Raw genomic sequence first — 25,365 nt, 5'->3', positions numbered from 1 at the left:
GGTCGTGACCGGCACCGCCGCGATGGCGTGCGAAGGCCTCATCCGTCCGAATAGGACACCGCGGTCACCTTCTTCAGCACCGGGCCGCACGACGCCGCGGCCGCGAGCGCCACCACGAGCCCGAGCACCACCGGGGCGGCCAGCCAGGGCGTGAACACGAGGTCCCTCCCCCTGGTGATGGTCGTCAGTCCCGCGCCGACCGCCGCGCCGGCGATCCCGGCTCCCGTCGTCGCCAGCAGCACCGGCAGCACGACCTCGGCGCGCAGCGCCCTGGTGAGGACCCGTACCGGGGTGCCCGCGGCGACGAGGGCGGCGAACGTGCGGCGGCGGTCGACGACCGAGCCCGCGGCGGCCACGACGGCGCTGACCGCGCCGAGCACCGCCGCGATGGTCAGGCCGATGGCGGTGGCGCGCAGCAGGTCCTCGCCCTGGAGGTCGGCTTGCAGGTCGACCTTGCTGTTGCTCACGACGCCCGCGCCGGGGAACGCGCGCAGCAGCGCGTTCTGCACCGCCGCGCGGTTGCCGACGTCGGTGGTGACGGCGACGCGGCTGGGGGCTGCGGTCAGGCCGGGGATCAGGGCGGGGTCGATGAAGAGGTAGTCGCGGCCGGGGGTGGCCTCGTAGGTGCGCACCGGCAGGTTCGCGGGCAGGGCGGTGGTCTTGTCGCCCGAGGTGAGGACGAGGTCGGCTCCGCGCTTGAGGCGGTCGACCTGCCACTCCGGGGCGTAGATCGCCGGGGTGCCCGCGCAGGCGACGTCGGCGATGGCGGACAGGACCTTCGCGCCGTCCTCACAGGGGGCGATGATCACCTCGGGCTGTTCGGCCCCGAGCGCGGCGTAGCCCGCGACCATGGGGACGACGGCGCCGGTGACGCCGAGCCGGTCGAGGTCGGCGCGCAGGGCGTCGACCTGGGCCTGGCCGCCACCGATGGACTCCGCCACGAGCACGTCGTCGCGCCAGGAGCCGTCGCTGAACTGGATCTGCTTGCTCAGCGAGGGGAACACGACCAGCGCCATCGACGCGGTGAACACGGCGAGCACCACCCCGGCCGCGCTGCGGAACGCGGCCTTCGGGTCGTCGCTGAGCCGTCGGCCCGCCAGCAGGGTGGAGGGCCTGCGCCAGGACCCGACGAAGACCTTCCCGACCGCGGCCATCACCAGCGGACCGGCGAGCACCAGCGCGGCGGCGACCGCCGCGAGTCCGATGAGGACGGTCGTCGTACCGCCGACGCCGAGGCCCACGCCGACGAAGAACACGACGCCCGCGCCCGCGAGCAGGACGAGCCGCAACGGGCTGGGACCGCTGGGGCTGTGCTGCTGCACGGCGCCCAGCGGCCGGGTGACGACGCGGCGGAGGCCGAGCACGGCCGCCGCGACGACGAGGACGGGGGCGAGCAGGACCACCAGCAGCACGACGAGCGGGCTCGCGGTGAAGTCGTCGAGCAGCCACGTGCCGCCGTCCCACGGGATGCTCGTGGTGAGGTGGCGCAGCGGGATCGAGGCCACCGCGCCGAGCACGCTGCCCACGACCGCGGCGAACGCCGTCTCGGCGGCGGTCATCGCGATCACCTGGGCGGGTGTCGCGCCCGCCAGCCGCAGCGCGGCGAGCCTGCGTTCCCGGCGGGTGGCGGTGAGGCGGGCGGCGGACGCCACGAGCACCAGGCACGGCACGACGAGCACGACCAGGCCGATGCTGGTGAGCAGGTGGAGCAGCCCGCCGCTGGAGTCGACCACGGCCGGGCCGCGCAGGTCCGGGCGGGTGGCCCCGCGCAGCGCGCCGGGTTCGTGGCCGATGATCGCGACCAGCTCGTCCGGGTGCCTCAGCGCTTCCACGCCGATCGAGCCGATCACCCGGTCGGAGAAGCGGTTCCCGGTGTCGAGCTTCGCCAGCGCGGGCGACAGCAGCACCTCGCCGGGGCCCGGCACGAACGGGATGCCCGCGGCGACGGCGACCCCGGAGCGGAGCGCGGCCACGTCGAACCGCTCCACCATCCTGCCGTCGAGGTCGTCGCGGTTGCGCGCGACCACGACCGCGGCGCGGGGGTCGTCGGCGCTGACGGCGGCGGTGTCACCGCGCCAGCTCTCCCGTTCGGCGCGGCTCTGGAGTGCGTCGGGCGCGGCGAGCAGCCACAGCACCAGCACGACGCCCAGCGCGACCCCGACCGCGACGAGCAGCGCGGACACCCGGCTGCGGGTGTCCGCCCGCAGCACGGTGAACGCGAGGCTGACGGGGTTCACGCCGCGGCCGCCGAGCTGACGCGGCCGTCGCGCATCTCCACGACCCGCTGAGCTCGGGAGGCGACGGCCCGGTCGTGGGTCACCACGATCAGGGCGGCGCCGGTCTGCCGGGTGGCGTGCAGCAGGGAGGTCACCACCTCCTGGCCGGTGCGGGAGTCCAGCGCGCCGGTCGGCTCGTCGGCGAACACCACCCGCGGCCGGTGGACCATCGCGCGGGCGATGGCGACCCGCTGGGCCTGGCCCCCGGACAGCTCGCCGGGCCGCCGCCGCTCGAGGCCGTCCAGGCCGAGCCTGGCCAGCCACTCGCCCGCCGCGGCCAGCGCGTCGCCGCGCGGGACACCGCTCAGCAGCAGGGGTAACGCGGCGTTCTCCTCCGCGGTCAGCTCGGCCACCAGCAGCCCGGCCTGGAACACGAACCCGAACGCGCTGCGGCGCAGCAGGCTGCGGTCGGCCTCGCCGAGCGTGGTGATCGGCTTGCCGCCCAGGAACACCTCGCCGCCGTCGGCGGGCAGCACACCGGACAGCACGTGCAGCAGGCTGGACTTGCCGGAACCGGACGGCCCCACGATCGCGACCACCTCACCGGCCCACACCGTCATGTCGACCCCGTCGAGCGCGTTGACCTCCCTGTACCGCTTGACCAGGCCTCTGCCCGCCAGGACCGGGTGGTTGTCGAACTGGGTCACCGTCTGCCTCCTGCTCGTCGCGCCTCCCGACCAGGGTGGCGGCACGGGGGTCTCCGGCACTTCGGCCGAGCGGGTGGCCGGCATCGGCCGGATGACCGAGACGGCCGGGACGGCCGATGACCGATCGGCCGACGGCGGCGGGCGCACGCGGGTCGTAGCGTGTCCGGCGTGGACGGAGTACTGGCCCGCGTGCGGGCGTGGACGCACGGCCTGTGGCCTGTCGCGGGCTTGTTCGTGGTCGTGCTGGCGTTCGAGTACGCGTTGGTCCGCTACCAGGGGTACCGCGCGCTGGCCGGGTGGCTGCCGACCGCGCTGACGTGCCTGTTCGCCGTGCTGTCGCTGCGCAAGCCGGTGGCGGCGGCGATCGGGGCGGCCGGGGCGCTGCTGCTGACCACGTGGTGGGCGAACCTGCTCGGCGCGTTCACCCTGGCGTACTTCAGCCCGCTGTCCCCGGCCGAGACGCTGGCCTGCATGACGATCACCGCCGTGGTGGTGCGGCAGCGCCCCGGTGAGCAGTCCGCGGTGGCGGTGGCCGTGATGGTCGCCGCGGGCGTCTACGCCGCGGCCACCCGCAACACGATGCCGGGCTACAGCCTCACCACGCCCGCGGACGTGTTCCCCACGGCGATGCTGCTGGTGCTGGCGATCGGCACGGGCCTGTACTTCCGGGCGCGCGACGAGGACCGCGAGCGGTCGATCCACGTCGCCGTGTCGGCCGCGCAGCAGGAGGAGCGGATCGCGCTGGCCCGCGAGCTGCACGACGTGGTCGCGCACCACGTGACGGGGATCGTGGTGCAGGCGCAGGCGGCGTTGACCGTGGCGGACGCGGACCCGCTGGCCGCGCACCGGCTGCTGCCCGGCATCGCCCGCAGCGGCGGCGAGGCGCTGACCGCGATGCGCAGGCTGGTGGGCACGTTGCGCGACGAGGGCTCGCGGGTCGGGTCGGCCGACGTGGCGACGACGGACCTGGAGGCGGACGTGCGGGCGGTGGTGGAGCAGGTCCGCGACGTCGGCACGCCCGTGGAGCTGGCGATCGACCTGCCGCGACCCGTCCCGCCGGAGGTGGCGCGCTCGATCCTGCGGCTGGTGCAGGAGTCGCTGACCAACGTGCAGAAGCACGCCCGCGACGCGACCGAGGTCGAGGTGGAACTGTCCACAACGGACACCCACGTCCGGCTCAGGGTGCACGACAACGGTGCTGGCCATCCCGTCGAACCGGTCGGCGGGTCGGGCGGCTACGGTCTGATCGGCATGCGGGAACGGGTGGAGCTGCTCGGCGGCCTGTTCTCGGCGGGGCCGACGGGGGTCCGCGGCTGGCAGGTGCTGGCGGAGCTGCCGGTCGAGGGGGGCGAACGATGACGGTCCGGGTCCTGATCGCGGACGACCAGGAGATGGTGCGGATCGGGTTCCGGATGATCCTGGAGCACCAGCCGGACATCGAGGTGGTCGCGGACGTGCCGGACGGCATCTCGGCCGTCGCGAAGGCGCGCGAGCTGCGGCCGGACGTGTGCCTGGTGGACATCCGGATGCCCGGCATCGACGGCCTGGAGGTCACCCGCCAGCTCACCGGGCCGGGTGTGCCGGACCCGATCAAGGTGGTCGTGGTGACCACGTTCGACCTGGACGAGTACGTGCACTCGGCGCTCAGCACCGGCGCGAGCGGGTTCCTGCTGAAGGACGCGGGCCCGGCGCTGCTGGTCGAGGCCGTGCGGGCGGCGGTGCGCGGTGACGCGCTCATCTCACCGCAGATCACCGTGCGGATGCTGTCGCACTTCACCCAGCCCGGTCCGACCGCCGACCGGGCGACCGAGCAGTTGACCGAGCGCGAGCTGGACGTCGTGCGCGAGGTCGCGAAGGGCTCCACGAACGCCGAGATCGGCGCGGCGCTGTTCCTGTCGCTGTCCACGGTCAAGACGCACCTCGCGTCCGTCCAGGGCAAGCTGGGGGCCCGCAACCGCGTCGAGATCGCCTCCTGGGCTTGGCGTTCGGGCCTGCTGTCCTGATCTGATGCGGGGATGCGCGCTCTCCGCTCCCCCGCCGACGTCGCCGACGCCAGTCCCGACCAGCTCGTCCGCTGGGCCGCGCAGGCGCTGCTGCCCACCCACCCGACGCCGGGTGGCGGCGCGTGGGAGCACGGCGGCGCGGTCGGCGTGCACGCGCCGGGCCTGAACCGCAACGACCGCCTGGTGCTCGCCGGTCCGGCCGAGGGCGTCGCGGCGATCTTGAGCGAGCGGGTGGACGACCCGGTGCTGCGGCCCCTCGTGACCACCGACCTGGCCGGTCCCGTGCGGGCCCTGCTGCCCGACCTCGCGGTGTGGGCGAGCTTCGGCTGGATGGAGCGCACCGGGGGGCTGGCCGCGGCGCCCGGTGCGCGCTGGCTGCGCGACGACGAGCTGGGCACGGCGGAAGCGCTGCTGCGCAAGGTGAACCCGAACGCGTACGTGCTGCCGGGCGAGCCGGGCGCGCGGCGCTGGGCGGGGTCGTTCGTGGACGGCGAGCTGGCGGCGGTGGGCGCGGACGCGTGGAGCGCGCCGGACGTCGGCTTCCTGGGCGGGGTCGCGACGCACCCGGACTTCCGCAGGCGCGGCCTGTCCAGGGCGCTGTGCTCGTTCGTCGTGCACGACCTGCTGGAGCGGCACCCGGCGTGCGCGCTGATGGTCGACGGCGGGAACGCGGCGGCCATCGCCGCGTACCGGGGTCTCGGCTTCGCCTACCGGGACGTGACGATCCTGCGGCCCTCGGAGGTGGTGGCCGCGGAACGGGGGTGACTAGGGGTGTCCAGGGCGCGGTGCACGGCATCACACTCGTGGTTCTGCGGAGTCGGGAACACCGGCGCACGCTGGGGGCGTTGACCCTTGAGTCAACTACGAGACGATGCAGTTCCGTAAATAGAGAGAGGTCGCCGCCATGACCGTGCCGAACACCGCGCTGGAGATCCGCCTCGCGTCCCGCCCCGACGGGTACCCGACCGAGGAGAACTTCACGGTGGCCGAGGCCAACGTCCGCCCGCCCGCCGACGGCGAGGTCCTGGTGCGCAACCTCTACATGAGCGTCGACCCGTACATGCGCGGCCGGATGAACGACGTCAAGTCTTACGTGCCGCCCTTCCAGATCGGCCAGGTGCTCGACGGCGGCGCGGTCGGCGAGGTCGTGGCCACCGGCTCCCCCGAGTTCCAGGTCGGCGACACCGTCCTGCACGGCCAGGGCTGGCGCGAGTACGCCACCGTCGCCGCGGACCACGTCGTGCAGGTCGACCCGGACGTCGCGCCGATCAGCGCCTACCTCGGCGTGCTCGGCATGCCCGGCATCACCGCGTACGCGGGCCTGCTGCGGGTCGGCGAGTTCAAGGAGGGCGACGTCGTCTTCGTGTCCGGCGCGGCCGGTGCGGTGGGCGCCATCGTCGGCCAGGTCGCGAGGCTGCGCGGCGCGTCCAAGGTCATCGGCAGCGCGGGCTCGGCCGAGAAGGTCAAGCACCTCGTGGAGGACCTGGGCTTCGACGCCGCGTTCAACTACAAGGACGAGGGCCCGGTGATCAAGCACCTGGCCGAACTCGCCCCCGAGGGCATCGACCTGTACTTCGACAACGTCGGCGGCGAGCACCTCGAAGCCGCCATCACGCTGCTCCGCCCGTTCGGCCACGTCGTCCTGTGCGGCGCGATCTCCCAGTACAACGACAAGTCCGCCACCGGGCCGAAGAACCTCGCCGCCGCCATCGGCAAGCGCCTGACGCTGCGCGGGATGCTCGCGAACGACCACGGCGACCTGCGCGACGAGTTCGTGCGCGAGGTCGGCGGCTGGATCGCCGCGGGCGAACTGCGCTACACCGAGACCGTCGTCGAGGGTGGCGTCGCCAAGGCCCCGTCCGCGTTCGTCGGCATGCTGCGCGGCGAGAACACCGGCAAGATGCTGGTCAAGCTCGGCTAGAGCAGTTCCCCGTCGGCCGCGACCACGCGCCCCTCGTGCACCACGAGGGTGCGCGGGGCGCGGTCCATCACGGCGGCCGTCACGGAGTCGCCGGGCACGACGACCAGGTCGGCCCGCGAGCCCTCGGTGATGCCGCGCCCGGTCTCGCCCAGCACGGACGCCCCGCCGCGGGTGGCGACGTCCACGCACATCTCGATCATCGTGTCGTCGCGGAACCCGTTGCGGTAGGCCAGTTGCCACGTGCGGTCGAGCATGTCGCCGTTGCCGTAGGGCGACCAGTAGTCGCGCATCCCGTCCTGCCCGAGGCCGAGGCGCACGCCCTCGCGGCGCAACTCCCGCAGCGGCAGCGGCTCCCGCACTCCTGGCGCGACGGTGGTGACCGCGATGTCGTTCTCCGCCAGCAGGTCCACGAGCTGGCGCCGCCGGTCTTCGTCCACTGTGGACAGGGCGAAGCAGTGGCTGATCGTCACCTCGCCGCGCATGCCCAGCGCCGCGGTCCGCTCGCAGATCAGCTCGACCTGGAACGCCCCGAGCGACCCCGTGTCGTGCAGGTGCACGTCGACCCCGCGCCGGTGCTTGTCGGCCAGCCCGAACACGACGTCCAGGTGCCGCACCGGGTCCCGGTCGTACCCCGCGGGGTCGAGCCCGCCGACCAGGTCGGCCCCGGCCAGCAGCGCGGCCTCCAGCAACTCCGCCGTGCCCTTGTCCCGCAGGATCCCGCACTGCGGGAACGCCACCACCTGCACGGACGCCCGCCCGGCGTGGGCTTCCCGAGCCGCCAGCACGCCCTCCAGCCGTTCCAGCCCGGAGTCCACGTCCACCTGCGCGTGGCTGCGGACGGACGTCGCCCCGCCCGCGATCGTCCGGCCGAGGGTGAACGTGGCGCGGGTGGCCACGTCCTGCTCGGCGGACCGCCAGTTGCGCCGGTCGTTGTCGACCAGCTCGGCCAGTCCGGCACCCGCGCTGTGGGCGCGGAAGGGCAGGCCGAGCCGCGTCGAGTCCAGGTGCGCGTGCGCGTCGGTGAACGACGGCAGCAGCACCCCGCCCTCCCCGTCGACCTCGGGGACCCCGTCCGGCGCGGCGAGCCCCACGCCGAACGACGACACGACCCCGGCCAGGCACAGGACGTCGACCTCCGGCGCGTCGCGCCCGCTGGGCCACGGCCGCACCGAGCGGATGAGCAGGTCACCGGTCATCGGCAGAGGTTATCCCCGGAACCGCTCCGACGGGATGAGCTTGCCGGGGTTCAGCACGCCGGTGGGGTCGAGCGCGCGCTTGACGGCGGCCAGCACCTCCACGCCGAGCCCACCGATCTCGGCCTCCAGGTACGGGGCGTGGTCCACGCCCACCGCGTGGTGGTGGCTGATGGTCCCCAGCCCGGCGATGGCCTCGCTGGCGGCGGCCTTCGCGACCTTCCACTGCCCCACGGGGTCGTGGGCGTCGCGCGGCGTCAGCACGGTGAAGTACAGCGACGCCCCGGTCTCGTACGCGTGGGACACGTGGCACATCACCACGGCCTTCCCGAGCGCGTCGCCCAGCGCGCCCCGCACGGCGGTGCGCAGCTCGGACAGCCGCGCCCAGTGGGTGGCGGTCTCCAGCGTCTCCACGCACACGCCGACGTCCAGCAGCACGTCGCGCTGCCGCGGCCCGTTGAACCGCCCGTGCCGCCACGCCTCGCCCATGGCCGTCCCGAGGCGCACGGCCCCGCGCACGAGCCGCAGCGACGCGGCCCGCCGCGCCAGCACCTCCCGCGAGGACCCGCCGTGCCAGCCCAGCACCAGCAGGCACGGCCGCCGCACCCCGCGCGCCTTCAGGTACGCGCGCACGGCCGCCGACTTCACGCCGCCGGCCAGCGCGAGCGACACCTCGGTCTCGTCCTCGTCGGACAGCCGGGTCACGTCGGCCAGCACGCGCGCCTGCGCCAGCGCCCGCACCACGGCCTGGCCGGTTTCCCAGCCGTCGACCACGAACCCCTCGTACCGCTCGACCGCGGGCCTCGGCCGCACCCGCAGCGACACCTCGGTGATCACCCCGAACGCGCCTTCGCTGCCCACCACGAGCTGCTTCAGGTCCGGCCCGGCGGCGGACGCGGGCGCGGCCCCCAGCACCCACTCACCGGCGGGGGTGGCGACCCGGACGCCCTCGACCATGTCCTCGAACCGCCCGTACCCGGACGACGCCTGGCCGGCGGACCGGGTGGCGGCGAACCCGCCGATGGTGGCCCGCTCGTACGACTGCGGCACGTGGCCCACCGTCAGCCCGTGCGGTTCCAGCAGCCGCTCGGCCTCCGGCGCCGTCACGCCCGCCTGGAGCACCGCGACCCGCGAGACGGGGTCCACCGACACCAGCCGGTCCAGCCGCCCGAGGTCCAGCGCCACCACGGCGGCCTTGTCCCCGCGCAGCGCGGCCACCCCGCCCACCACCGACGTGCCCCCGCCGAACGGCACCACGGCCACGTCGTGCTCGGCGCACAGCGCGAGCACCGACACCACCTGGTCGGGGGAAGCGGGCAGCACCACCGCGTCCGGCGCGGTCAGCTCGCCACCGGCCCGGTGGCGGACGAGGTCCACGTAGGACAGACCGCCCGCGTGCCCGAGCCGCGAGGCCCGGTCCAGCCGCACGTGCCCGACGCCCACGATCGCGCCGAGCGCTTCGGCCGCGGCTTCCGACAGGGCGGACGCGGGCACCTCCAACGTCGAGCCGGGAGCCGCGGGCGTGCGCTGGGGCCGCAGCCCGATCCGGCCGCCGAGCCACTTCAGCGCGTGGAGCGGCAGCGCGCCCTCGTCCGGGCTCCACTTGCCACGCAGGTTCTGGTCGATGCGCTCTGCCATGGGTACAGTGTTACACATGACGTCCCAACGTCACACAGATGACGACCTGCTGGACGCCGCCCGCGACTGCGTGGTGGAGGTCGGCGTACGACGCACGACCCTGACCGACGTGGCCAAGCGCGCGGGCGTCAGCCGCATGACCCTCTACCGCCGCTTCCCCGACGTCAGCGCGCTGGTCAGAACCTTGATGACCAGGGAGTTCACCGCGCTGCTGCACGGCGTGGAGCACGACCCGGCGACCGGCAGCGCCCGCGAGCGCCTGGTCCACCACTCCACCGCGGCCATCCGCCTGCTGGCGGGGAACGCGCTCATGCGCCGCGTGCTCGACCTGGACGCGGAGCTGATGCTCCCGTACCTCGTGGAGCGCCTGGGCAGCACGCAGCTCCTGGTGGAGCGGTTCCTCGTCGACCAGCTCGAAGCGGGCCACCGGGACGGCTCCGTGCGCGTGGGCGACCCGAGGGCGCAGGCCAGGCTCGTCCTGCTGACCACGCAGGCCATGGTCCTGTCCGTCCGCCCCGCCACCACGGGCCTCGACTTCGACGACCTGGTCGACGAGTTGGCCCGCTTCCTCGACGCGGCGCTGACGTGAACACCTCGCTCAACGCCGCCCGCAGAGCGGCGGACCTGGCCGCCGTCGCGGGCGGCGAGGTCGTCGACCTCCTGGTCGTCGGCGGCGGTGTCACCGGCACGGGCGTGGCGCTGGACGCGGCGGCCCGCGGCCTCTCCGTGTGCCTGCTGGAAGCCCACGACCTGGCCTTCGGCACCTCGCGGTGGTCGAGCAAGCTGGTGCACGGCGGTCTCCGCTACCTCGCCCACGGCGACGTCGGCCTGGCGCGCGAGAGCGCCGTGGAACGCGGCATCCTGATGACCCGCACCGCCCCCCACCTCGTGCGGGCCCTGCCCCAGTTGGTCCCGCTGCACGACGGGGACCGGGGCGCGGTCGTCATGGCGGGCCTGCGCGCGGGCGACGTCCTGCGCAGGACCGCCCGCACCCCGTCCCACCTGCTGCCCGCCCCGCGCCGCGTCCCGGCGGCGGAAGCGCTCGCGCTCGCCCCCGGCCTGCGCCGAGCGGGCCTCACCGGCGGCCTGCTGAGCTACGACGGCCAACTCACGGACGACGCCCGCCTGGTCGTGGCACTGGCCCGCACCGCGGCGGGCCTGGGGGCCCGGATCCTGACCAGGGCCAAGGTCACCACCCTCACCGGCGAGGGCGCGGAAGCTCGGGACACCGAAACCGGCACCACCTTCGAGGTCCACGCCCGCGCCGTCGTCAACGCCACCGGCGTCTGGGCCGGAACCCTGGTGGACCGCATCCACCTGCGCCCGTCCCGCGGCTCCCACCTGGTCCTGGACGCGAGCGCGACGGGCATCCACCACACGGCCCTGACCGTTCCCGTCCCCGGCGAGCGCAACAGGTACGCCTTGGTGCTCCCGCAACAGGACGGCCGCGTCTACGTCGGCCTGACCGACGAACTGGTGGACGGCCCCGTCCCGGACGTCCCGGAAGCACCACAGTCCGATGTGGACTTCCTGCTGAACGTCGCTTCCTCAGTGCTGGAAAGAAAACTGGGCCCAACGGACGTGCTCGGCAGCTTCGCAGGCCTAAGGCCACTCCTAGCCGGCACCGGCGAGAGGGGCGCGGACCTCTCCCGCAAACACGCCGTACTCACTTCACCAGACGGCGTCACCACAGTGGTGGGCGGCAAACTCACGACCTACCGCAAGATGGCAGCGGACGCCGTCACAGCAGCGGTACAACGGCACAACCTCACCGCAGCCCCCTGCCGCACCAACAACCTCCCCTTGGTGGGCGCCACCGGCCCGACAACCACAGCACCACAAAGACTGAAAGCCAAGTACGGCACAGAAGCAGCGGCAATCACCGCCATGAACAGACCAGAACAGATCTCCGGCGACATCACCGCAGCAGAAATCCTCTGGGCCAAACAACACGAGGGCGCCACAACAGCAGCAGACATCCTCGACAGACGAACCAGAATCGGCCTGGTACCAGCAGAACGCCAAGCAGCCGAACCAACGATCACCGCACTACTAGCGGAGCGGGACTGACCACACTCCCCCCACCGCCCCGATCCCCAGCGCCCTCATGACCGTTCGCGCTTGTCAAGGCATCTTTCCCGCCTTGACAAGCGCGAACGGTCATCGAGACACTTGAGCGACGGGGCAGCCACAGCGGCCTCACCCGAAGATGGGCCTACAGACGCCGCCCCCCTACGACAGCCCGACCGACGTCACTCCCCGATGACGGGCTTCGCCGCCTTAGGCGCTTCCATCAACTCTTCACCCTCGAGCCGGACCTTGCGCTGGTGGTCCTTGCCACCGCCACCCTGTCCGCCGCCACCCATCGGCGCGCCACCCATCATGCCGCCGCCGGCAGCACCACCGCCGGCACCACCACCGCCACCACCGACGGCACCGCCACCACCGAGGGAGGTGTGCCCAGGCGTACCGGACGGCAGGATTCCCGTGGCGCCACCGTGCTGCATGGGCCCACCACCTCCACCGCCACTGGCGGAACTGGCACCCGAGACCCCTCCGGCGCCACCGCCGGAGAACCCGCCGCCACCGGAGAAGCCACCCCCGGCACCGCCACCGGCCCCACCGCCGGGGAGCGCGCCGGAGAACCCGCCCGCGCGCGTGGCGGTCGCGTGCACGTCACCGGTCGACCCCGAGAGGGGCGTGGGCATCGGAGGCGGCGTGTAGCCGGGCACTCCGGGAGGAGGCGTGTACCCCGGTCGAACGGGCGCCGGGATGGGATTGGGCACCGTGCCCGGATAACCGCCACCCCCACCGCCGCCACCGAACGACGGCGGCGGCGACACCTGGCCGCCACCGGAGGCCGCGGGCGCGTCCGGCACCCACCGGCCGGGCTCCCAGTGCCCACCGGTCCCCTGGCCGGGGAGCGTCGGAGGTGCGGCCACCTGCCCGCCCGAGGAGCCGCTGGTCCCGGTCGTCCCGCCGGTGCCACCGCCCGAGGAGCCCGGATTCGTGTACCGGGCGTCGGCCTGCTGCCGGAGCCGGTCGACCTGGCCCTGGTCCATGCCCAACCCGCCCGCGGACGGCCGGGTGCTGGAGGGACCGGCACCGCCCGCGCCACCGGCGGCACCCTTGTGGCTCATCGCCGTGATCGCGTCCACGATCTGCTTGGCGGTCTGCGCGATGGAGGCGACCTGCTTCACCAGGTTCATCAGCTTCGTCAACGACGCGGACAGCTTCGACAGGAAGTCCGACAGCTTCTTCGCGTAGTTGCACGCCATCGTCACGATGTCCGCGATGGCGGCGCCGATGGCCGCTCCGAACGTGAAGACCGACGCGGTCAACCACTGGATGATCTTCATGACCATCTTCGCCACGGCGTCGGAGATCAGGTCCATGATCATCTTGCGCACGGTGCCCACGAGCTGCCCGGCCCCGGCCACCGCGCCGGAGATCCCGGCGCACGCCTTGGACAGCGTCTCCAGGCCGGTGGAGTGGTTCGCCGCCGCGCCGCGGTAGGCGTCGGCCGTCTTCCCCTGCCACGTCTTCGTCTGCTCGACGGCGGTCCGCCGGTAGTCGCCCGCGACGGAGGACACCTGCGTCCCGGCGGACTTCCAGCTCTCCGCCATCTTCGCGATGGCCTGCGGGTCCCCGAGCAGCGCGTCGAACGGCTCCCGCAGGAAGTCCACGTGCTGCATGGCCCAACTGAACCCGGCCGACAGGAAGCCGCTCAGCGGGTTGCTCGCCAGCCCGACGATGTCCATCGCGCTGTTGGCGATGCCCAGCCCCGCGGTGACCCAGTCGCCGCGCTCGACCGCGGACACGGTCCCCTGCACGTCCTTGAACAGGTTGGCCGGGTCGCGCCCCTGCGCGGTCCCCGCCGGTGCCGCCTGGGCGTTCATTCCGCAACCTTTCCAGTGAACCCGAAGGCGTTGTCCCGGTCGATCGCCTCGTACAGCTCGGCGACCTCCCTGAGCCCGATGGCCATGTCGTTCACCGAGGTCGTGGCCTTGCCCAGGATGTCCTGGGACCCGCCCGCGACCTTCAGGATGAACTCGGCGAGGAAGCTGCCGAAGACCCCGAAGGCCTCGGTCGACAGCGATGGGTCGGCCGTGGTGGTGGCCGCGTGCATCCGCTGGCTCAACTGGTCGACGGTGGTGGCGTGCGTCCGAACCTCGGCCGGACTCACGTTGAAGGAGTCGAACATCGTCAGGTACCCCCTGCTCAGCCCATGACTTCCGGCGGATTGGTGAAGTAGTCGTCGTCCGGCCTGGTGTCCCGACGCTTCTCCGGGGGCGCCGGTTCCGCCTCGTCCGTGCCGTCACCCGAATAGCCGTGCGGCATCTGCGCCTTCACGAAGTCGAGCGCCGGGCTCTCGCCGATGAACTCGTTCATGATCTCGACCACCCGACCGGCCGCGGAGCGCTGCGCCTGGGTGGACGCCGCGAGCACCGCACTGGCGATCCGCTCGGGGTCCATCTCGCGCACTCCGGGCCGGAGGACGAGGTTCTCCAGGGCGCCCGCGGCGTTGACCGTCACCGTGATCAGCCCGTCCGGCGAGGTGGCGCTGCCGCCGACACCCCCGAGCTGCGTCTCGGCCTGCGCCGCGTTCTGCTTGGCCTGGTCGATCTTCTGCCCGTACTGAGCGAGCCACTGGTCAGGCTCCATGATCACCCCTTGAAGACAGCGGGGCTACCGCCCACGACACGTTGGACCGCGGGCGACCCGTTTCGGTTCCGCGGACCCGTATCGTGTCATCGGAATCCTCTGGATCAGGGAACATGTGGTGGGATACAGCCGTTCGGCCGCACTCGATGCCACCCGTCCGGCGGATCGCACGAGGCGTGACCAACCAGGAGGAGAGCACCGTGGCTCAGGGGGTGCTGGAGATCGACCGGATCTCCAAGCGCTACGGCGAGGTCGTGGCCCTGCGGGACATGACCTTCGAGGTTCGAGCGGGTGAGCTGTTCGGGTTCGTCGGCAGCAACGGCGCGGGCAAGACGACCGCGATGCGGATCGCGCTGGGCGTGCTGGCCGCGGATTCGGGCGAGGTGAGGTGGAATGGCGCGCCCATCACGTTCGAGACCCGCCGCCGGATCGGCTACATGCCGGAGGAGCGCGGGCTCTACCCGAAGATGAAGGTCCTGGAGCAGCTCGTCTACCTGGCCGAGCTGCACGGCCTGACGACGAACGACGCGCACCGGTCGGCGGAGAACTGGATCGCCCGCCTCGGCGTGCGCGACCGCCGCAACGACGAGGTGCAGAAGCTGAGCCTCGGCAACCAGCAGCGCGTGCAGTTGGCCGCGGCGCTGGTGCACGAGCCGGACGTGCTGGTGCTGGACGAACCGTTCTCCGGCCTCGACCCAGTGGCGGTCGACGTGATGAGCCAGGTGTTGCGGGAGAAGGCTTCCGCAGGCGTGCCCGTCGTGTTCTCCAGCCACCAGCTCGACCTGGTGGAACGGCTGTGCGACCGCATCGGCATCGTCCGAAGTGGAGCGATGGTGGCCTGCGGGACCGTGGACGAGCTCCGCGCGGGCGGCGAGACCCGCCTGGTCGTGGACGCGCCGGGAGCGGCGAACGGCTGGGCGGCGGACGTGCCCGGTGTCCGGGTGGTCGAGACGCGCGGCACCAGGACGACGCTGGAGCTGACGGCGGACGCCGACGACCAGGCCGTGCTGCACGCGGCGCTGGCCACCGGCCCGGTCCGGGAGTTCAGCAGGCAGCGCCCGTCGCTGACCGAACTGTTCCGCAACGTGGTCACCGAGGAGGAGACGGCATGAGGAGGCTCAGCCCGAGCCGGGCGGTGCTCCTGGTCGCCCGCAGGGAGTTCCTCGGCAAGGTCCGCACCCGCTCGTTCCTGATCGGCACCGTGGTGATCGTCGCGGTGCTGGCCGGGTACGTGCTGCTCCAGGCCGTCCTGTTCGACCAGTCGAACCGCAGCACCGTCGGGCTCAGCGGCCAGTCGACCGTGCTGGCCGAGCCGCTGCGCGAAACCGCGAGGCAGTTCGGCCGCGAGGTCGCCACGACCGACGTCACCGACCCGGCGGCGGCCGAGGAGCAGGTCCGCAAGGGCGACTTGGACGTCCTGATCACCGGCGCCCCGGACGCCCTGCGCGTGGTCGTGAAGGAGAACCTGAACAGCGCGTTGCAGAACGCCCTGGACACGATCGTGAGGCAGCAGGTCCTCAACGCCCAGTTGGCGGAGGCCGACCTGGACCCGAACGTCGTGGCGGCCAAGATGGCGGCGGCCAAGGTCACCGTGGTGGCGCTGGAACCGGAGGACTCCCAGCAGGGCCAACGCCTGGCCATCGGCCTGGTGATCGCGGCGCTGCTCTACTACTCGCTGCTGGTCTACGGCACCATGGTCGCCCAGGGCGTGGTCGAGGAGAAGTCCAGCCGCGTCGTGGAGATCCTCCTGGCCACCCTGCGCCCGTGGCAGCTCCTGCTGGGCAAGGTGATGGGCCTGGGAGCGGTGGGCCTGCTCCAGCTCGTGCTGATCGGCGGCATCGGCCTGGTCCTCTCGTCGACGACCGGCGTCATCGACCTGACCGGTGTGGCGAGCGGCGCGCTGGCGACGGGTGTCCTCTGGTACCTGCTGGGCTTCTTCCTCTACGCCACCATCTTCGCCGCGGCGGCGTCACTGGTGTCGCGGCAGGAAGAACTCCAGTCGGTGGTCACCCCGATCAGCACGGTGATCATCATCGCCTTCGTCGTGGGCATCAACCTGCTGATCCAGGACCCCTCTGGCACGACGGTCACGGTGCTGTCGATGCTCCCGCCCTTCGCCCCGATCCTCATGCCGGGCCGGATGGCGATCGGCGTGGCACCGCTCTGGCAGGTGCTGCTCGCCGTCGTCCTGGCCATCGGCGCGGTGGCGGCGATCACCTGGCTCGGCGGCAGGATCTACTCGAACGCGGTGCTGCGCACGGGGTCGAGGGTGAAGCTGCGCGACGCGCTGCGCTAGGACTTGATCGCGCCGTACCGGGCGAGGGCCACCTGGCGCTCGTGGGCGTGGTCGACGATCGGGTCGTGCGGCTGGTGCACCTGCTTGCCGCGCACGTCGCGCAGCTCCGGCACGTACCGCCGGACGTAGTCGCCGCTGGGGTCGAACTTCTCGCCCTGGGTGACGGGGTTGAAGACGCGGAAGAACGGCGACGCGTCGGTGCCGGACCCCGCGACCCACTGCCAGCCGTGCTGGTTGGACGCCAGGTCGCCGTCGACCAGGTGGTCCATGAAGTGCTTCGCGCCCATCCACCACGGCAGGTGCAGGTCCTTCACCAGGAAGCTGGCGACGATCATCCGCACCCGGTTGTGCATCCAGCCCTCGGCGAGGAGCTGGCGCATCCCCGCGTCGACGATGGGGTAGCCGGTCTTGCCCTCCTGCCACGCCCGGAACCGGCCGTCGTCGGAGTCGTGCTCCATGCGGTCGAACTTGGGGTCGTAGTTCTTCGACGCCGTCTCCGGGCGGTGCCACAGCACGTCCGCGTAGAACTCGCGCCACGCCAGCTCCGAGCGGAACGTCGCGTCGCCCTCGCCGTCCCCCAGTTCCGCCAGCAGCGTGCGCGGGTGCAGCAGACCCCAGCGCAGGTAAGGGGACAGCCTGCTGGTGGCGTCCAGGTCCGGCCGGTCGCGGGCGGTCTTGTAGTCCGGCAGCCGTTCGTCGCGGAACTTCTCCCACAGCGGCAAGGGATCCGCGACCGGCTCCACGTCCGGGAGCCGCTCGCCGCCGCGCCGCGCGACCCAGTCCACAGTGGACGCGTCAGTGGCCGCGGGCTTGCGCCACCCGTGCTCGGTCCAGGCCCGGCGGAACGGCGTGAACACCTTGAACGGCGTGCCGTCACCCTTGCGGACCCGCCCCGGCGCCACCGCGTACGGCGACCCGGACCGCACGAACTCGACGTCCCCCAGCGCTTCCTCGACCGCCGCGTCCCGCTTGCGGCCGTACGGGCCGTAGTCCGCGGAGACGTGGACGCTGCCCGCGCCGACGGCCCGCGCGATCTCGGGCACCACGGCGACCGGGTTGCCGCGCACCACGTGCAGGCGACCGTCCAGTTGCGCGTCGAGCGCGCGCAGGCAGCGGTGCAGGTGGTCCGTCCTGGCCGGTCCGGCGTTACGCAGCAGCTTGTCGTCCAGCACGAACAGCGCGAGCGCGGACTCGGCGCGTTCGGCCGCGCTGAGCAGGGCGGGGTGGTCGGCGGTGCGCAGGTCGCGGCGGAACCAGATCACGGTCGGTGAGGGCACCGCACCACGCTAAGTCGCCCGCCGGGGCACCGCACGACGGGGACACGGACGAACGACGAAGGCCCGCACCTCACCGAGGCACGGGCCTTGTGCGCGTTCGAACTACCTCTTGTCCATCGTGAGGAAGTCGCGCTCCGCGGGACCGACGTAGATCTGCCGCGGGCGGCCGATCTTGGTCGCCGGGTCCTGGATCATCTCGCGCCAGTGCGCGATCCAGCCGGGGAGGCGGCCCAGTGCGAACAGGACGGTGAAGAACTTCGTCGGGAAGCCCATCGCCCGGTAGATCAGGCCGGTGTAGAAGTCCACGTTCGGGTAGAGCTTGCGGGACACGAAGTACTCGTCCGCGAGCGCGACCTCTTCGAGCTTCTTGGCGATCTCCAGCAGCTCGTCGTCGCCGCCGAGCTTCGCGAGGATCTCGTCCGCCGTCTTCTTGATGATCGCGGCGCGCGGGTCGTAGTTCTTGTAGACCCGGTGGCCGAAGCCCATCAGGCGAACGCCCTCCTCCTTGTTCTTGACCTTGTTCACGAAGGCGGCGACGTCACCCCCGTCGTTGCGGATCTTCTCCAGCATCTCCAGGACCGCGCTGTTGGCGCCGCCGTGCAGCGGGCCGAACAGGGCGTTGATGCCCGCGGAGATGGACGCGAACAGGTTGGCCTCGGACGAGCCGACCAGGCGCACGGTCGACGTGGAGCAGTTCTGCTCGTGGTCGGCGTGCAGGATGAAGAGCAGGTCGAGCGCCTTCACCAGGTCGGGGTCGACGTCGTACGGCTCGGCCGGGAAACCGAAGGTCATGCGGAGGAAGTTCTCCACGAGACCGAGCGAGTTGTCCGGGTAGAGGAACGGCTGGCCCACGGACTTCTTGTACGCGTACGCCGCTATGGTCGGCACCTTCGCGAGGAGGCGGATCGTGGAGATCTCCACCTGCGTCGCGTCGAACGGGCTGAGGCTGTCCTGGTAGAACGTGGACAGCGCGGAGACCGCAGACGACAGCACCGGCATGGGGTGGGCGTCGCGCGGGAAGCCGTCGAAGAACCTCTTGAGGTCTTCGTGCAGCAGGGTGTGCCTGCTGATCTTGGACGTGAAGTCGTCCAGTTGCGCCTGCGTCGGGAGCTCCCCGTAGATCAGCAGGTAGCTGACCTCGTTGAAGTTCGACTTCTCGGCGAGCTGCTCGATCGGGTACCCGCGATAACGCAGGATTCCCGCGTCACCGTCGATGTAGGTGATCTCAGAGGAGCAGGAGGCTGTGTTCACGAAGCCGGAATCGAGTGTTACGAGTCCGGTTTTCGCCAGCAGTTTCCCGAGTTCGATGCCAGGCGCACCTTCGGTGGCCTGCACCAGATTCATCTCGAGCTCTCCGCCCTCATGGCGCAGCGCGACGGTACGGGTGTCGTTCGGCGCAGTCGTCGCGTCGGGCATTCAGAGTCCCTCTCACGCTAGGGCGGGGTGGCGACGCTCGGCTCGACCGGTCGTGCAGGTCTCACTCGCCGGCAAGCGGATCTGGGTCTCCGCAACCGCAGCACCACCCCGTTGGGGTCCTGTCAGTTCTCCCACGCTAGTCGGCGGTATCACCGCCCCGCAGCACCGATGTGAACCGATTCCGTGAGGTGGGACCGGCATCACACGCGACTGTCGCGAACTCCGCACGGTGGCCAGCGTGCACGTTCCACGGCCGGACCGCGGTCGGCCGACCCGTGAGAGCGTTACGCTCCACGGTAGCCCGTCCGACCCCTTTCGCCACCTCGTCAGGGGTGAGAGCTAGGCCATTCTCGTGGTCGCCCGGTCACCGAACGGTGATCAAGAGCACTGTGAGTGAAGCCACGTCACACGTCTCGGCGACGACAAAGTGCATTGGGTGGCGATAGGTTCAGGACTCGGGCCACCACTCACCCGTGGGGGTCGCGAAGAGCCGAGGTGCCCCGGCTCACAAATGCCGGGGCGCCGATGGTTCTCCTCGCGAGGAGCCCGGTCCGCTACCCCGTGAAGGCTTCGAGCTCTTCGGTGTACGGCGGTTCCGCCCCGGCACGGGTGCAGGTGAAGGCCGCGGCGTCACCCGCGTAGGTCAGCGCCTCCCGCCACCGCTCCGGGGTCAGCGCCGCGACGGCGGCGGCCTTCAGCGCGTCGTTCTGGTGCAGCCACGCGATCAGCGCGCCCTGCACCGTGTCCCCGGCCCCGATCGTGTCCACGACGGACACCTTCCGCGGCGGCACCCGCAGCACCTCGCCCGCGCCGGTCAGCACGGCGAGCCCGTCACCGCCCCTGGTCAGCACGACCGCGGCGGGCCCGAGCGCCTGCCACGTGCGGGCCACCTCCAGCACGGCGTCCTCCGAGGCGTCCTCGGGCAGGTCCGCGAGCCAGCGGGCGTCCTCGACGGACACCTTGAGCAACCCGACGTGGGGCAGCCAGGAGGCGAACCGCGCCCGGTAGGCGTTCGCGTCCGGGATCAGGGCGGCGCGGATGTTCGGGTCCAGCACGGTCAGCGCTCCGCGCGCGGACTCGCAGCGCAGGACGTTCTCGTACTCGGTCGCCCCCGGCTCCAGCACGAGCGACAGCGTGCCGAACGACACCGCGGTCACGTCGGCGCCCAGCGCGCCGGGGTCGGTCACCAGCCGGTCCGCCGTGCCCTCGACGTAGAACGAGTACCGGGCCGACCCGTCCGGGCCGATGCCGACGACGGCCAGCGTCGTCGGCTCGGCACCGCGCTGCACCAGGTCGGTGCGCACGGCCGAGCCGTGCAGGCGTTCGACCAGCGCGTCGCCGTAGAGGTCCGTGGACACCCGCGACAGGAAGCTCACCGGGGCGCCGAGCCTGCCCGCCGCGATGGCCACGTTGTACGGCCCACCGCCGAGGCGCGGCATCAGGTCGGCCAACTGCCCGTCCACCGCCGAGGGCGACGGGACCAGGTCGACCAACGCCTCACCAGCAACCACGATCACGCGCGTCTCCGTTCGTTCTGCAAGCCGTCGAGGAGGAGCTCGCCGAGCGCCGTGAAGGCCTCCGAGTCCGTGACGCCCGCCCTCCTGGTCAGCACGCCCGTCTGGATGCCCTCGATCAGCAGCCCGGCCATCTCGGCGAACAGGGTCGCATGGACGTCGCGGAACACGCCTTCGCGGACGCCGTCGGAGATGAACGTGCGGAGGCGTTCGGCGGCGGCGCGGGCGTTGCGCTCGTAGGTGCTGCGGGTCGGCGCGAACGCGGACACGTCGGCGATGAACTGGGCGGACGCGCGGCGCAGCTCGTCGGCGGCGCCCGCGAGGTAGGTGCCGATGCGGCCGCGCACGTCCTCGACGGCGGCCACCTGCTCCTCGATGCGCTGCGCGGCTCCCTTGAAGTACCGGCCGACGACGCGGACGGCGAGCTGCTCCTTGCTCGCGGCGAGCGCGTACAGCGTCGACTTCGAGCAGTGCAGGCGGGCGGCGAGGTCGTCCAGCGTGAAGTGCGCGAACCCCTCCGCCAGCACGAGCGCCTCAAGGCGCGCGAGCAGCTCGGTCTGCCGCCCGGTGAGCGGCCTGCGGACCATCGAGGTCATGGGCGAACTGTCCCACATGGCTGGGAATAGTACTCTGGTACGTCCTGCAGTACTGTTTCCAGTACTCTTTCCCGCGCCAACAGAGGGGTCGTCGATGCCCGCCGAACGCCTGCTGCCCACCACCGAGGCCGAGGACCTGATCTCGCTGGTCCGCGAGATCGCCAGGGACGAGCTGAAGCCCCGCGCGGCGGAGGCCGAGGAGCAGGAGCGCTTCCCGCGCGACGTGTTCCGCCTGCTCGGCAAGTCCGGCCTGCTGGGCCTGCCGTACCCGGAGCGGTTCGGCGGTGGCGAGCAGCCGTACGAGGTGTACCTCCAGGCGCTGGAGGAGATCGCGTCCGCGTGGATGTCCGTCGCGGTCGGCGTGTCCGTGCACGTGATGTCGGCGTACCCGCTGGCCACGTTCGGCACGCCCGAGCAGCGCGACCGGTGGCTGCCGACGCTGCTGGAGGGCGACCTGCTCGGCGGTTACGCGCTGTCCGAGACGCACGCCGGGTCAGACGCGGGGGCGCTGTCGACCCGCGCGGTGCGCGACGGCGACGACTACGTCGTCAACGGCACCAAGGCGTGGATCACCCACGCGGGCGCGGCCGACTTCTACACGCTGATGGCGCGGACGTCCGAAAAGGACATCTCCTGCTTCTTGGTGGACAACGGTTCCGGCATCACGGCCGCGGCACCCGAGCGGAAGATGGGGCTGACCGGATCCGTCACGGCCCAGTTGCGGTTCGAGGACGCGCGGGTGCCGGCGGACCGGCTGGTCGGCGGCGAGGGCGCCGGGCTGAAGATCGCGCTGGACGCGTTGAACTCCGGCAGGCTCGGCATCGCGGCGTGCGCCGTCGGGCTCGGCCAGGCCGCGCTGGACGAGGCCGTCGCGTACGCCAAGCAGCGCACCCAGTTCGGCAAGCCGATCATCGAGTTCCAGGGCCTGGAGTTCCTGCTGGCCGACATGGCTGCGGGCGTGGAGTCCGCGCGGGCGACGTACCTGGAGGCCGCGCGGCGGCGGGACCGCGGGCTGCCGTTCCAGCGGCAGGCGTCGATCGCCAAGCTCGTCGCCACGGACATGGCGATGAGGGTGACGACCGACGCCGTGCAGGTGCTGGGCGGCGCGGGCTACACCCGCGACTTCCCGGCCGAGCGGTACATGCGCGAGGCCAAGGTGCTCCAGATCTTCGAGGGCACGAACCAGATCCAGCGCCTGGTGATCGGCCGCGCGCTCCGCAAGCTCTAGACCACGTCCTGGTAGAACGGGTCGACCACGTCACCGACGCCGGTGGCGTGGTTGAACGTGTACACCTCGCGGCCCTGCACGAACACCCGCAGCGCGCGGCTGAGCACGTCGAGCGGGTCGCCGGACCAGATCACCACGTCGCCGTCGAGGCCGGGCTTGAGCGAGCCGACGCGGTCGTCGAGGCCCGAGATCCGCGCCGGGTTCGTGGTGATCGTGCGCAGCGCGGTCGACCGCTCCAGGCCCTCCTTCACGGCCAGGGTCACCTGGTGCACCAGGAAGTGGATCGGGATCACCGGGTGGTCGGTGGTGATCGCCAGCTCGACGCCCGCGCGCTCCAGGATGCCGGGGTTGCGCAGCGACCGCTCGCGCAGCTCGACCTTGGAGCGGGTGGTGAACAGCGGCCCGATGACGACCGGGATCCCCTTCTCCGCCAACAGGTCCGCGATCTTGTGGCCCTCGGTGCCGTGGTGGACGACGAGCCGGTAGCCGAACTCGTCGGCCAAGCGCAGCGCCGTGGCGATGTCGTCGGCGCGGTGGCAGTGCTGGCTCCACGGGATCTCGCGGTCCAGCACCCGCACCAGGACTTCGAGAGTGTTGTCGCGGTCGAACGGCTTGTTCTCCGCCGCAGCGTGCTCGCGCTTCGCCCGGTAGTCCTGCGCTTTGGTGAACGCGTCGCGGATGACCGCTGCCACGCCCTGGCGGGTCGACGGGATCTTCTTCTGGTCGCCGTAGACGCGCTTCGGGTTCTCCCCGAGCGCGCTCTTCACGCTGACCGGCTCGCGGATCAGCATCTCGTCGACGGTGCGGCCCCACATCTTGACCGCGACCGTCCGGCCGCCGATGGGGTTGCCGGAACCGGGCTTCACGACGGCGGTGGTCACCCCGCCCGACAGCGCGTCCCGGAAGCCGAGGTCGTCCGGGTTGATCGCGTCCAACGCGCGCATGCGGGCGCCGTTGGGATCGGTCATCTCGTTGGTGTCCTGCCCGGCCCAGCCCTCGCCCTCCTCGTGGACGCCCATGTGGCCGTGGGCTTCGACGAAGCCCGGCAGCACCCACGACCCGGCGGCGTCCACCACCTCGACGCCGTCGGGCACCTCCACGTCGGCCCCGACGGCGACGATCTTCCCGTCCTGGACCAGCACGGTCCCGCCCTCGATGGGATCCCCGTCGACGGGCACGACATATCCACCAGTGATAGCGACGTTCATACTTAGCGACGCTAACGGTGTTCGGCCCGCTACGCCAACGGACGGATCCCCCACCGCGCCGCCCACGCCTCACCGGGCGCCAGCACGATCAGGTCCACCCCGGAGTTCAGCGCCTCCGGCGGGCACGTCATCGGCTCGATCGCCACCGCCCGACCCCGGCCGGGGTACGCGTCGGAGGTGTACACCTGCACCCACTTGAAGACCGCGTCCGCCCACAGCTCGACGCTCTGCTCCGGCCCGCGCAGCTCGTGGTGCACCAGCCCGTCCGGCCCCGGCTCGCACCCGCCGAACGGCGTGTCCAGGTTCACGCCCTTGAGCGACCGCGCCACCCGGAAGTCGAACTCCGTGCCCGCCACGTGCCGCGGCAGCTCGGTGGGCACCATCTTGTCCGGGTCGAGCGGCAGGACGGTCGTCGCGGCCAGCTTCATCGTGCAGTCGTCGGTCTCCGACAGCCCCGCCCGCGGGTACGGGTGCGTCCCGACCCCGAACGGCGTCGGCCGGTCGCCCACGTTGCGCACGGCGTGCGCCACGGTGAGGCCGTTCTCGTCCAGCGCGTAGCTCGTCGTCACGTGCAGCGGCACCGGCCAGCCCGGCCGCGCCTCGATCGTCGTCTCCAACGACACGAGCGACCCCGTGTGCTCCAGCACGGACCAGTCGACGGTCTTCACCAGCCCGTGGATCGCGTTGTGGCGCGCGGGTTCGGTGATCTCCAGGTGCTGGACCTCGCCGTCGAGCCGCCACACGCCGTCCGCGGTCCGGTTCGGCCACGGGATCAGCACCGCCCCGCTGCTCATCGGCGGGCGCTCGTCGTAGGTCTCGGCGTACGGCGCCCCACCCACCTCGAAGGATCGAAGCCCGGCACCGGTGCGCGTGATCACGGCTCGTGACGCGCCGTAGGAGATCTCCAGCATGGTCGGAGCCTAGTCGGACGGGACCTCCCGGTGGACGGTCAACGCCCTGCCTAGACTCCCGGCGTGCGCGAGGTGGCCACCGATCACCTCACCCCGACGAGATGATCGGTGGTCACCCCATGACCGTGTCGCTCCGGCCCATGACCGAGGCCGAGTTCACCGCGTTCGCGGCCGAGCAGTTCGACGCCTACCTGGCGGCCCGCGTGTCGGCAGGCGAGACCGCGTCGGTGGCGCGGGAGATCGCGGACGCCCAGTTCGCGGTGTTCCCCGCCCCCGGTCACCGGGTGCACGCCGTGGTCGACGGTGACGTGCGGGTCGGGGCGTTGTGGCTCGGGCCGGGGCCGACCAGGCGCGAGGGCCTGGAGTGGATCTACCTGGTGGAGGTCGAGGAGGCCGTGCGCGGACGCGGGTACGGCAAGGCCGTGATGCGGCTGGCCGAGCAGGACGCCCGCGCGCACGGCGCCGTCGAGCTGACCCTGAACGTGTTCGGCGACAACACGACGGCGCAGGCGCTCTACCGGTCGACCGGGTTCGAGGTCCGCTCGGTGCAGATGGGCAAGAAGCTCTAGACCGCGC

23 protein-coding genes are annotated in these 25,365 nt (G+C 72.1%); 10 read left to right on the top strand and 13 right to left on the bottom strand.

The features are described from left to right. Nucleotides 1-38: 38 nt before the first annotated feature. Nucleotides 39-2,237: an FtsX-like permease family protein gene (locus tag NZH93_RS19230; protein WP_259624489.1), complete on the bottom strand. Its 2,199-nt coding sequence runs from the start codon at nucleotides 2,235-2,237 to the stop codon at nucleotides 39-41. Next, nucleotides 2,234-2,923 (bottom strand): ABC transporter ATP-binding protein, encoded by a 690-nt coding sequence (locus NZH93_RS19225; protein ID WP_259624488.1) that lies wholly within the window; start codon nucleotides 2,921-2,923, stop codon nucleotides 2,234-2,236. Before NZH93_RS19225 ends, NZH93_RS19230 begins: the two co-directional genes overlap by 4 nt. A gap of 168 nt (nucleotides 2,924-3,091) precedes the next feature. Here NZH93_RS19225 and NZH93_RS50715 point away from each other — a divergent pair, with 168 nt between their 5' ends. The 4 genes from NZH93_RS50715 to NZH93_RS19205 all read left to right on the top strand — a co-directional run bounded on the left by NZH93_RS50715 (nucleotide 3,092) and on the right by NZH93_RS19205 (nucleotide 6,847). Then, nucleotides 3,092-4,282, top strand: coding sequence for a sensor histidine kinase (locus tag NZH93_RS50715; protein ID WP_259624487.1), 1,191 nt, complete (start codon nucleotides 3,092-3,094; stop codon nucleotides 4,280-4,282). Then, complete coding sequence (locus tag NZH93_RS19215; protein WP_259624486.1) at nucleotides 4,279-4,926, top strand: response regulator; 648 nt, start codon at nucleotides 4,279-4,281, stop codon at nucleotides 4,924-4,926. Before NZH93_RS50715 ends, NZH93_RS19215 begins: the two co-directional genes overlap by 4 nt. 12 nt (nucleotides 4,927-4,938) lie before the next feature. Continuing rightward, nucleotides 4,939-5,691 (top strand): GNAT family N-acetyltransferase, encoded by a 753-nt coding sequence (locus tag NZH93_RS19210; protein ID WP_259624485.1) that lies wholly within the window; start codon nucleotides 4,939-4,941, stop codon nucleotides 5,689-5,691. Between the two features lie 139 nt (nucleotides 5,692-5,830). Then, on the top strand, nucleotides 5,831-6,847 hold the full coding sequence (locus NZH93_RS19205) for an NADP-dependent oxidoreductase (RefSeq protein WP_259624484.1): 1,017 nt from the start codon (nucleotides 5,831-5,833) through the stop codon (nucleotides 6,845-6,847). Here NZH93_RS19205 and NZH93_RS19200 read toward each other — a convergent pair. Together NZH93_RS19200 and NZH93_RS19195 are read right to left on the bottom strand one after the other, a co-directional pair. After that, nucleotides 6,844-8,043, bottom strand: coding sequence for an amidohydrolase (locus tag NZH93_RS19200; RefSeq protein WP_259624483.1), 1,200 nt, complete (start codon nucleotides 8,041-8,043; stop codon nucleotides 6,844-6,846). The genes NZH93_RS19205 and NZH93_RS19200 overlap by 4 nt on opposite strands. 9 nt (nucleotides 8,044-8,052) lie before the next feature. Continuing rightward, nucleotides 8,053-9,678 carry an FAD-binding oxidoreductase gene (locus NZH93_RS19195; RefSeq protein ID WP_259624482.1) on the bottom strand — a complete coding sequence of 542 codons (1,626 nt, stop codon included), beginning with the start codon at nucleotides 9,676-9,678 and terminating at the stop codon, nucleotides 8,053-8,055. Nucleotides 9,679-9,694: 16 nt separating this feature from the next. Between NZH93_RS19195 and NZH93_RS19190 the strand changes: the two genes are divergently transcribed. Together NZH93_RS19190 and NZH93_RS19185 are read left to right on the top strand one after the other, a co-directional pair. After that, nucleotides 9,695-10,267, top strand: a complete 573-nt coding sequence (locus NZH93_RS19190) for a TetR/AcrR family transcriptional regulator (RefSeq protein WP_259624481.1) — start codon at nucleotides 9,695-9,697, stop codon at nucleotides 10,265-10,267. Then, nucleotides 10,264-11,748, top strand: a complete 1,485-nt coding sequence (locus NZH93_RS19185; RefSeq protein WP_259624480.1) for a glycerol-3-phosphate dehydrogenase/oxidase — start codon at nucleotides 10,264-10,266, stop codon at nucleotides 11,746-11,748. Before NZH93_RS19190 ends, NZH93_RS19185 begins: the two co-directional genes overlap by 4 nt. A gap of 182 nt (nucleotides 11,749-11,930) precedes the next feature. On the opposite strand, the gene NZH93_RS19180 is transcribed toward NZH93_RS19185, so the two are convergent. Genes NZH93_RS19180 through NZH93_RS19170 form a run of 3 tightly spaced genes read right to left on the bottom strand, consistent with a single transcriptional unit; the run spans nucleotide 11,931 to nucleotide 14,343 of the window. Continuing rightward, complete coding sequence (locus NZH93_RS19180; RefSeq protein ID WP_259624479.1) at nucleotides 11,931-13,577, bottom strand: WXG100-like domain-containing protein; 1,647 nt, start codon at nucleotides 13,575-13,577, stop codon at nucleotides 11,931-11,933. Continuing rightward, nucleotides 13,574-13,882 carry a type VII secretion target gene (locus NZH93_RS19175; protein ID WP_259624478.1) on the bottom strand — a complete coding sequence of 103 codons (309 nt, stop codon included), beginning with the start codon at nucleotides 13,880-13,882 and terminating at the stop codon, nucleotides 13,574-13,576. The genes NZH93_RS19180 and NZH93_RS19175 overlap by 4 nt, the downstream gene beginning before the upstream one ends. A gap of 17 nt (nucleotides 13,883-13,899) precedes the next feature. Further along, nucleotides 13,900-14,343, bottom strand: coding sequence for a YbaB/EbfC family nucleoid-associated protein (locus NZH93_RS19170; protein WP_259624477.1), 444 nt, complete (start codon nucleotides 14,341-14,343; stop codon nucleotides 13,900-13,902). 200 nt (nucleotides 14,344-14,543) lie between these two features. Between NZH93_RS19170 and NZH93_RS19165 the strand changes: the two genes are divergently transcribed. Next, nucleotides 14,544-15,455: an ABC transporter ATP-binding protein gene (locus NZH93_RS19165; RefSeq protein ID WP_259624476.1), complete on the top strand. Its 912-nt coding sequence runs from the start codon at nucleotides 14,544-14,546 to the stop codon at nucleotides 15,453-15,455. Then, nucleotides 15,452-16,639, top strand: coding sequence for an ABC transporter permease (locus NZH93_RS19160; protein WP_259624475.1), 1,188 nt, complete (start codon nucleotides 15,452-15,454; stop codon nucleotides 16,637-16,639). Before NZH93_RS19165 ends, NZH93_RS19160 begins: the two co-directional genes overlap by 4 nt. Here the strand turns inward: NZH93_RS19160 and NZH93_RS19155 are convergent. From NZH93_RS19155 to NZH93_RS19140, 4 genes are all read right to left on the bottom strand, one after another. Further along, nucleotides 16,636-17,916, bottom strand: coding sequence for a cryptochrome/photolyase family protein (locus NZH93_RS19155; protein ID WP_259624474.1), 1,281 nt, complete (start codon nucleotides 17,914-17,916; stop codon nucleotides 16,636-16,638). The two genes, NZH93_RS19160 and NZH93_RS19155, sit on opposite strands and share 4 nt — an antisense overlap. A 102-nt stretch (nucleotides 17,917-18,018) precedes the next feature. Next, nucleotides 18,019-19,332 (bottom strand): citrate synthase, encoded by a 1,314-nt coding sequence (locus NZH93_RS19150; RefSeq protein WP_259624473.1) that lies wholly within the window; start codon nucleotides 19,330-19,332, stop codon nucleotides 18,019-18,021. Between the two features lie 554 nt (nucleotides 19,333-19,886). Next, nucleotides 19,887-20,849, bottom strand: coding sequence for a carbohydrate kinase family protein (locus NZH93_RS19145; RefSeq protein ID WP_259624472.1), 963 nt, complete (start codon nucleotides 20,847-20,849; stop codon nucleotides 19,887-19,889). Continuing rightward, on the bottom strand, nucleotides 20,846-21,442 hold the full coding sequence (locus NZH93_RS19140) for a TetR/AcrR family transcriptional regulator (protein ID WP_259624471.1): 597 nt from the start codon (nucleotides 21,440-21,442) through the stop codon (nucleotides 20,846-20,848). The genes NZH93_RS19145 and NZH93_RS19140 overlap by 4 nt, the downstream gene beginning before the upstream one ends. A 94-nt stretch (nucleotides 21,443-21,536) precedes the next feature. Here NZH93_RS19140 and NZH93_RS19135 point away from each other — a divergent pair, with 94 nt between their 5' ends. After that, entirely contained in the window at nucleotides 21,537-22,670 is a 1,134-nt protein-coding gene (locus NZH93_RS19135) for an acyl-CoA dehydrogenase family protein (RefSeq protein ID WP_259624470.1), read from the top strand. On the opposite strand, the gene NZH93_RS19130 is transcribed toward NZH93_RS19135, so the two are convergent. Next, nucleotides 22,667-23,878 carry an amidohydrolase gene (locus NZH93_RS19130; protein ID WP_259624469.1) on the bottom strand — a complete coding sequence of 404 codons (1,212 nt, stop codon included), beginning with the start codon at nucleotides 23,876-23,878 and terminating at the stop codon, nucleotides 22,667-22,669. The genes NZH93_RS19135 and NZH93_RS19130 overlap by 4 nt on opposite strands. A gap of 29 nt (nucleotides 23,879-23,907) precedes the next feature. Next, nucleotides 23,908-24,789, bottom strand: coding sequence for an aldose 1-epimerase family protein (locus NZH93_RS19125; RefSeq protein ID WP_259624468.1), 882 nt, complete (start codon nucleotides 24,787-24,789; stop codon nucleotides 23,908-23,910). A 119-nt stretch (nucleotides 24,790-24,908) separates the two neighbouring features. Between NZH93_RS19125 and NZH93_RS19120 the strand changes: the two genes are divergently transcribed. Continuing rightward, on the top strand, nucleotides 24,909-25,358 hold the full coding sequence (locus tag NZH93_RS19120; RefSeq protein ID WP_259624467.1) for a GNAT family N-acetyltransferase: 450 nt from the start codon (nucleotides 24,909-24,911) through the stop codon (nucleotides 25,356-25,358). Nucleotides 25,359-25,365 lie beyond the last annotated feature (7 nt).

Origin of the sequence: Umezawaea endophytica (assembly GCF_025061645.1) — a bacterium.
Taxonomy (GTDB): Bacteria; Actinomycetota; Actinomycetes; order Mycobacteriales; family Pseudonocardiaceae; genus Umezawaea; species Umezawaea endophytica.
The sequence above is the reverse complement of the archived record's forward strand: the minus strand, read 5'-3'. Positions and strand labels throughout refer to the sequence as shown.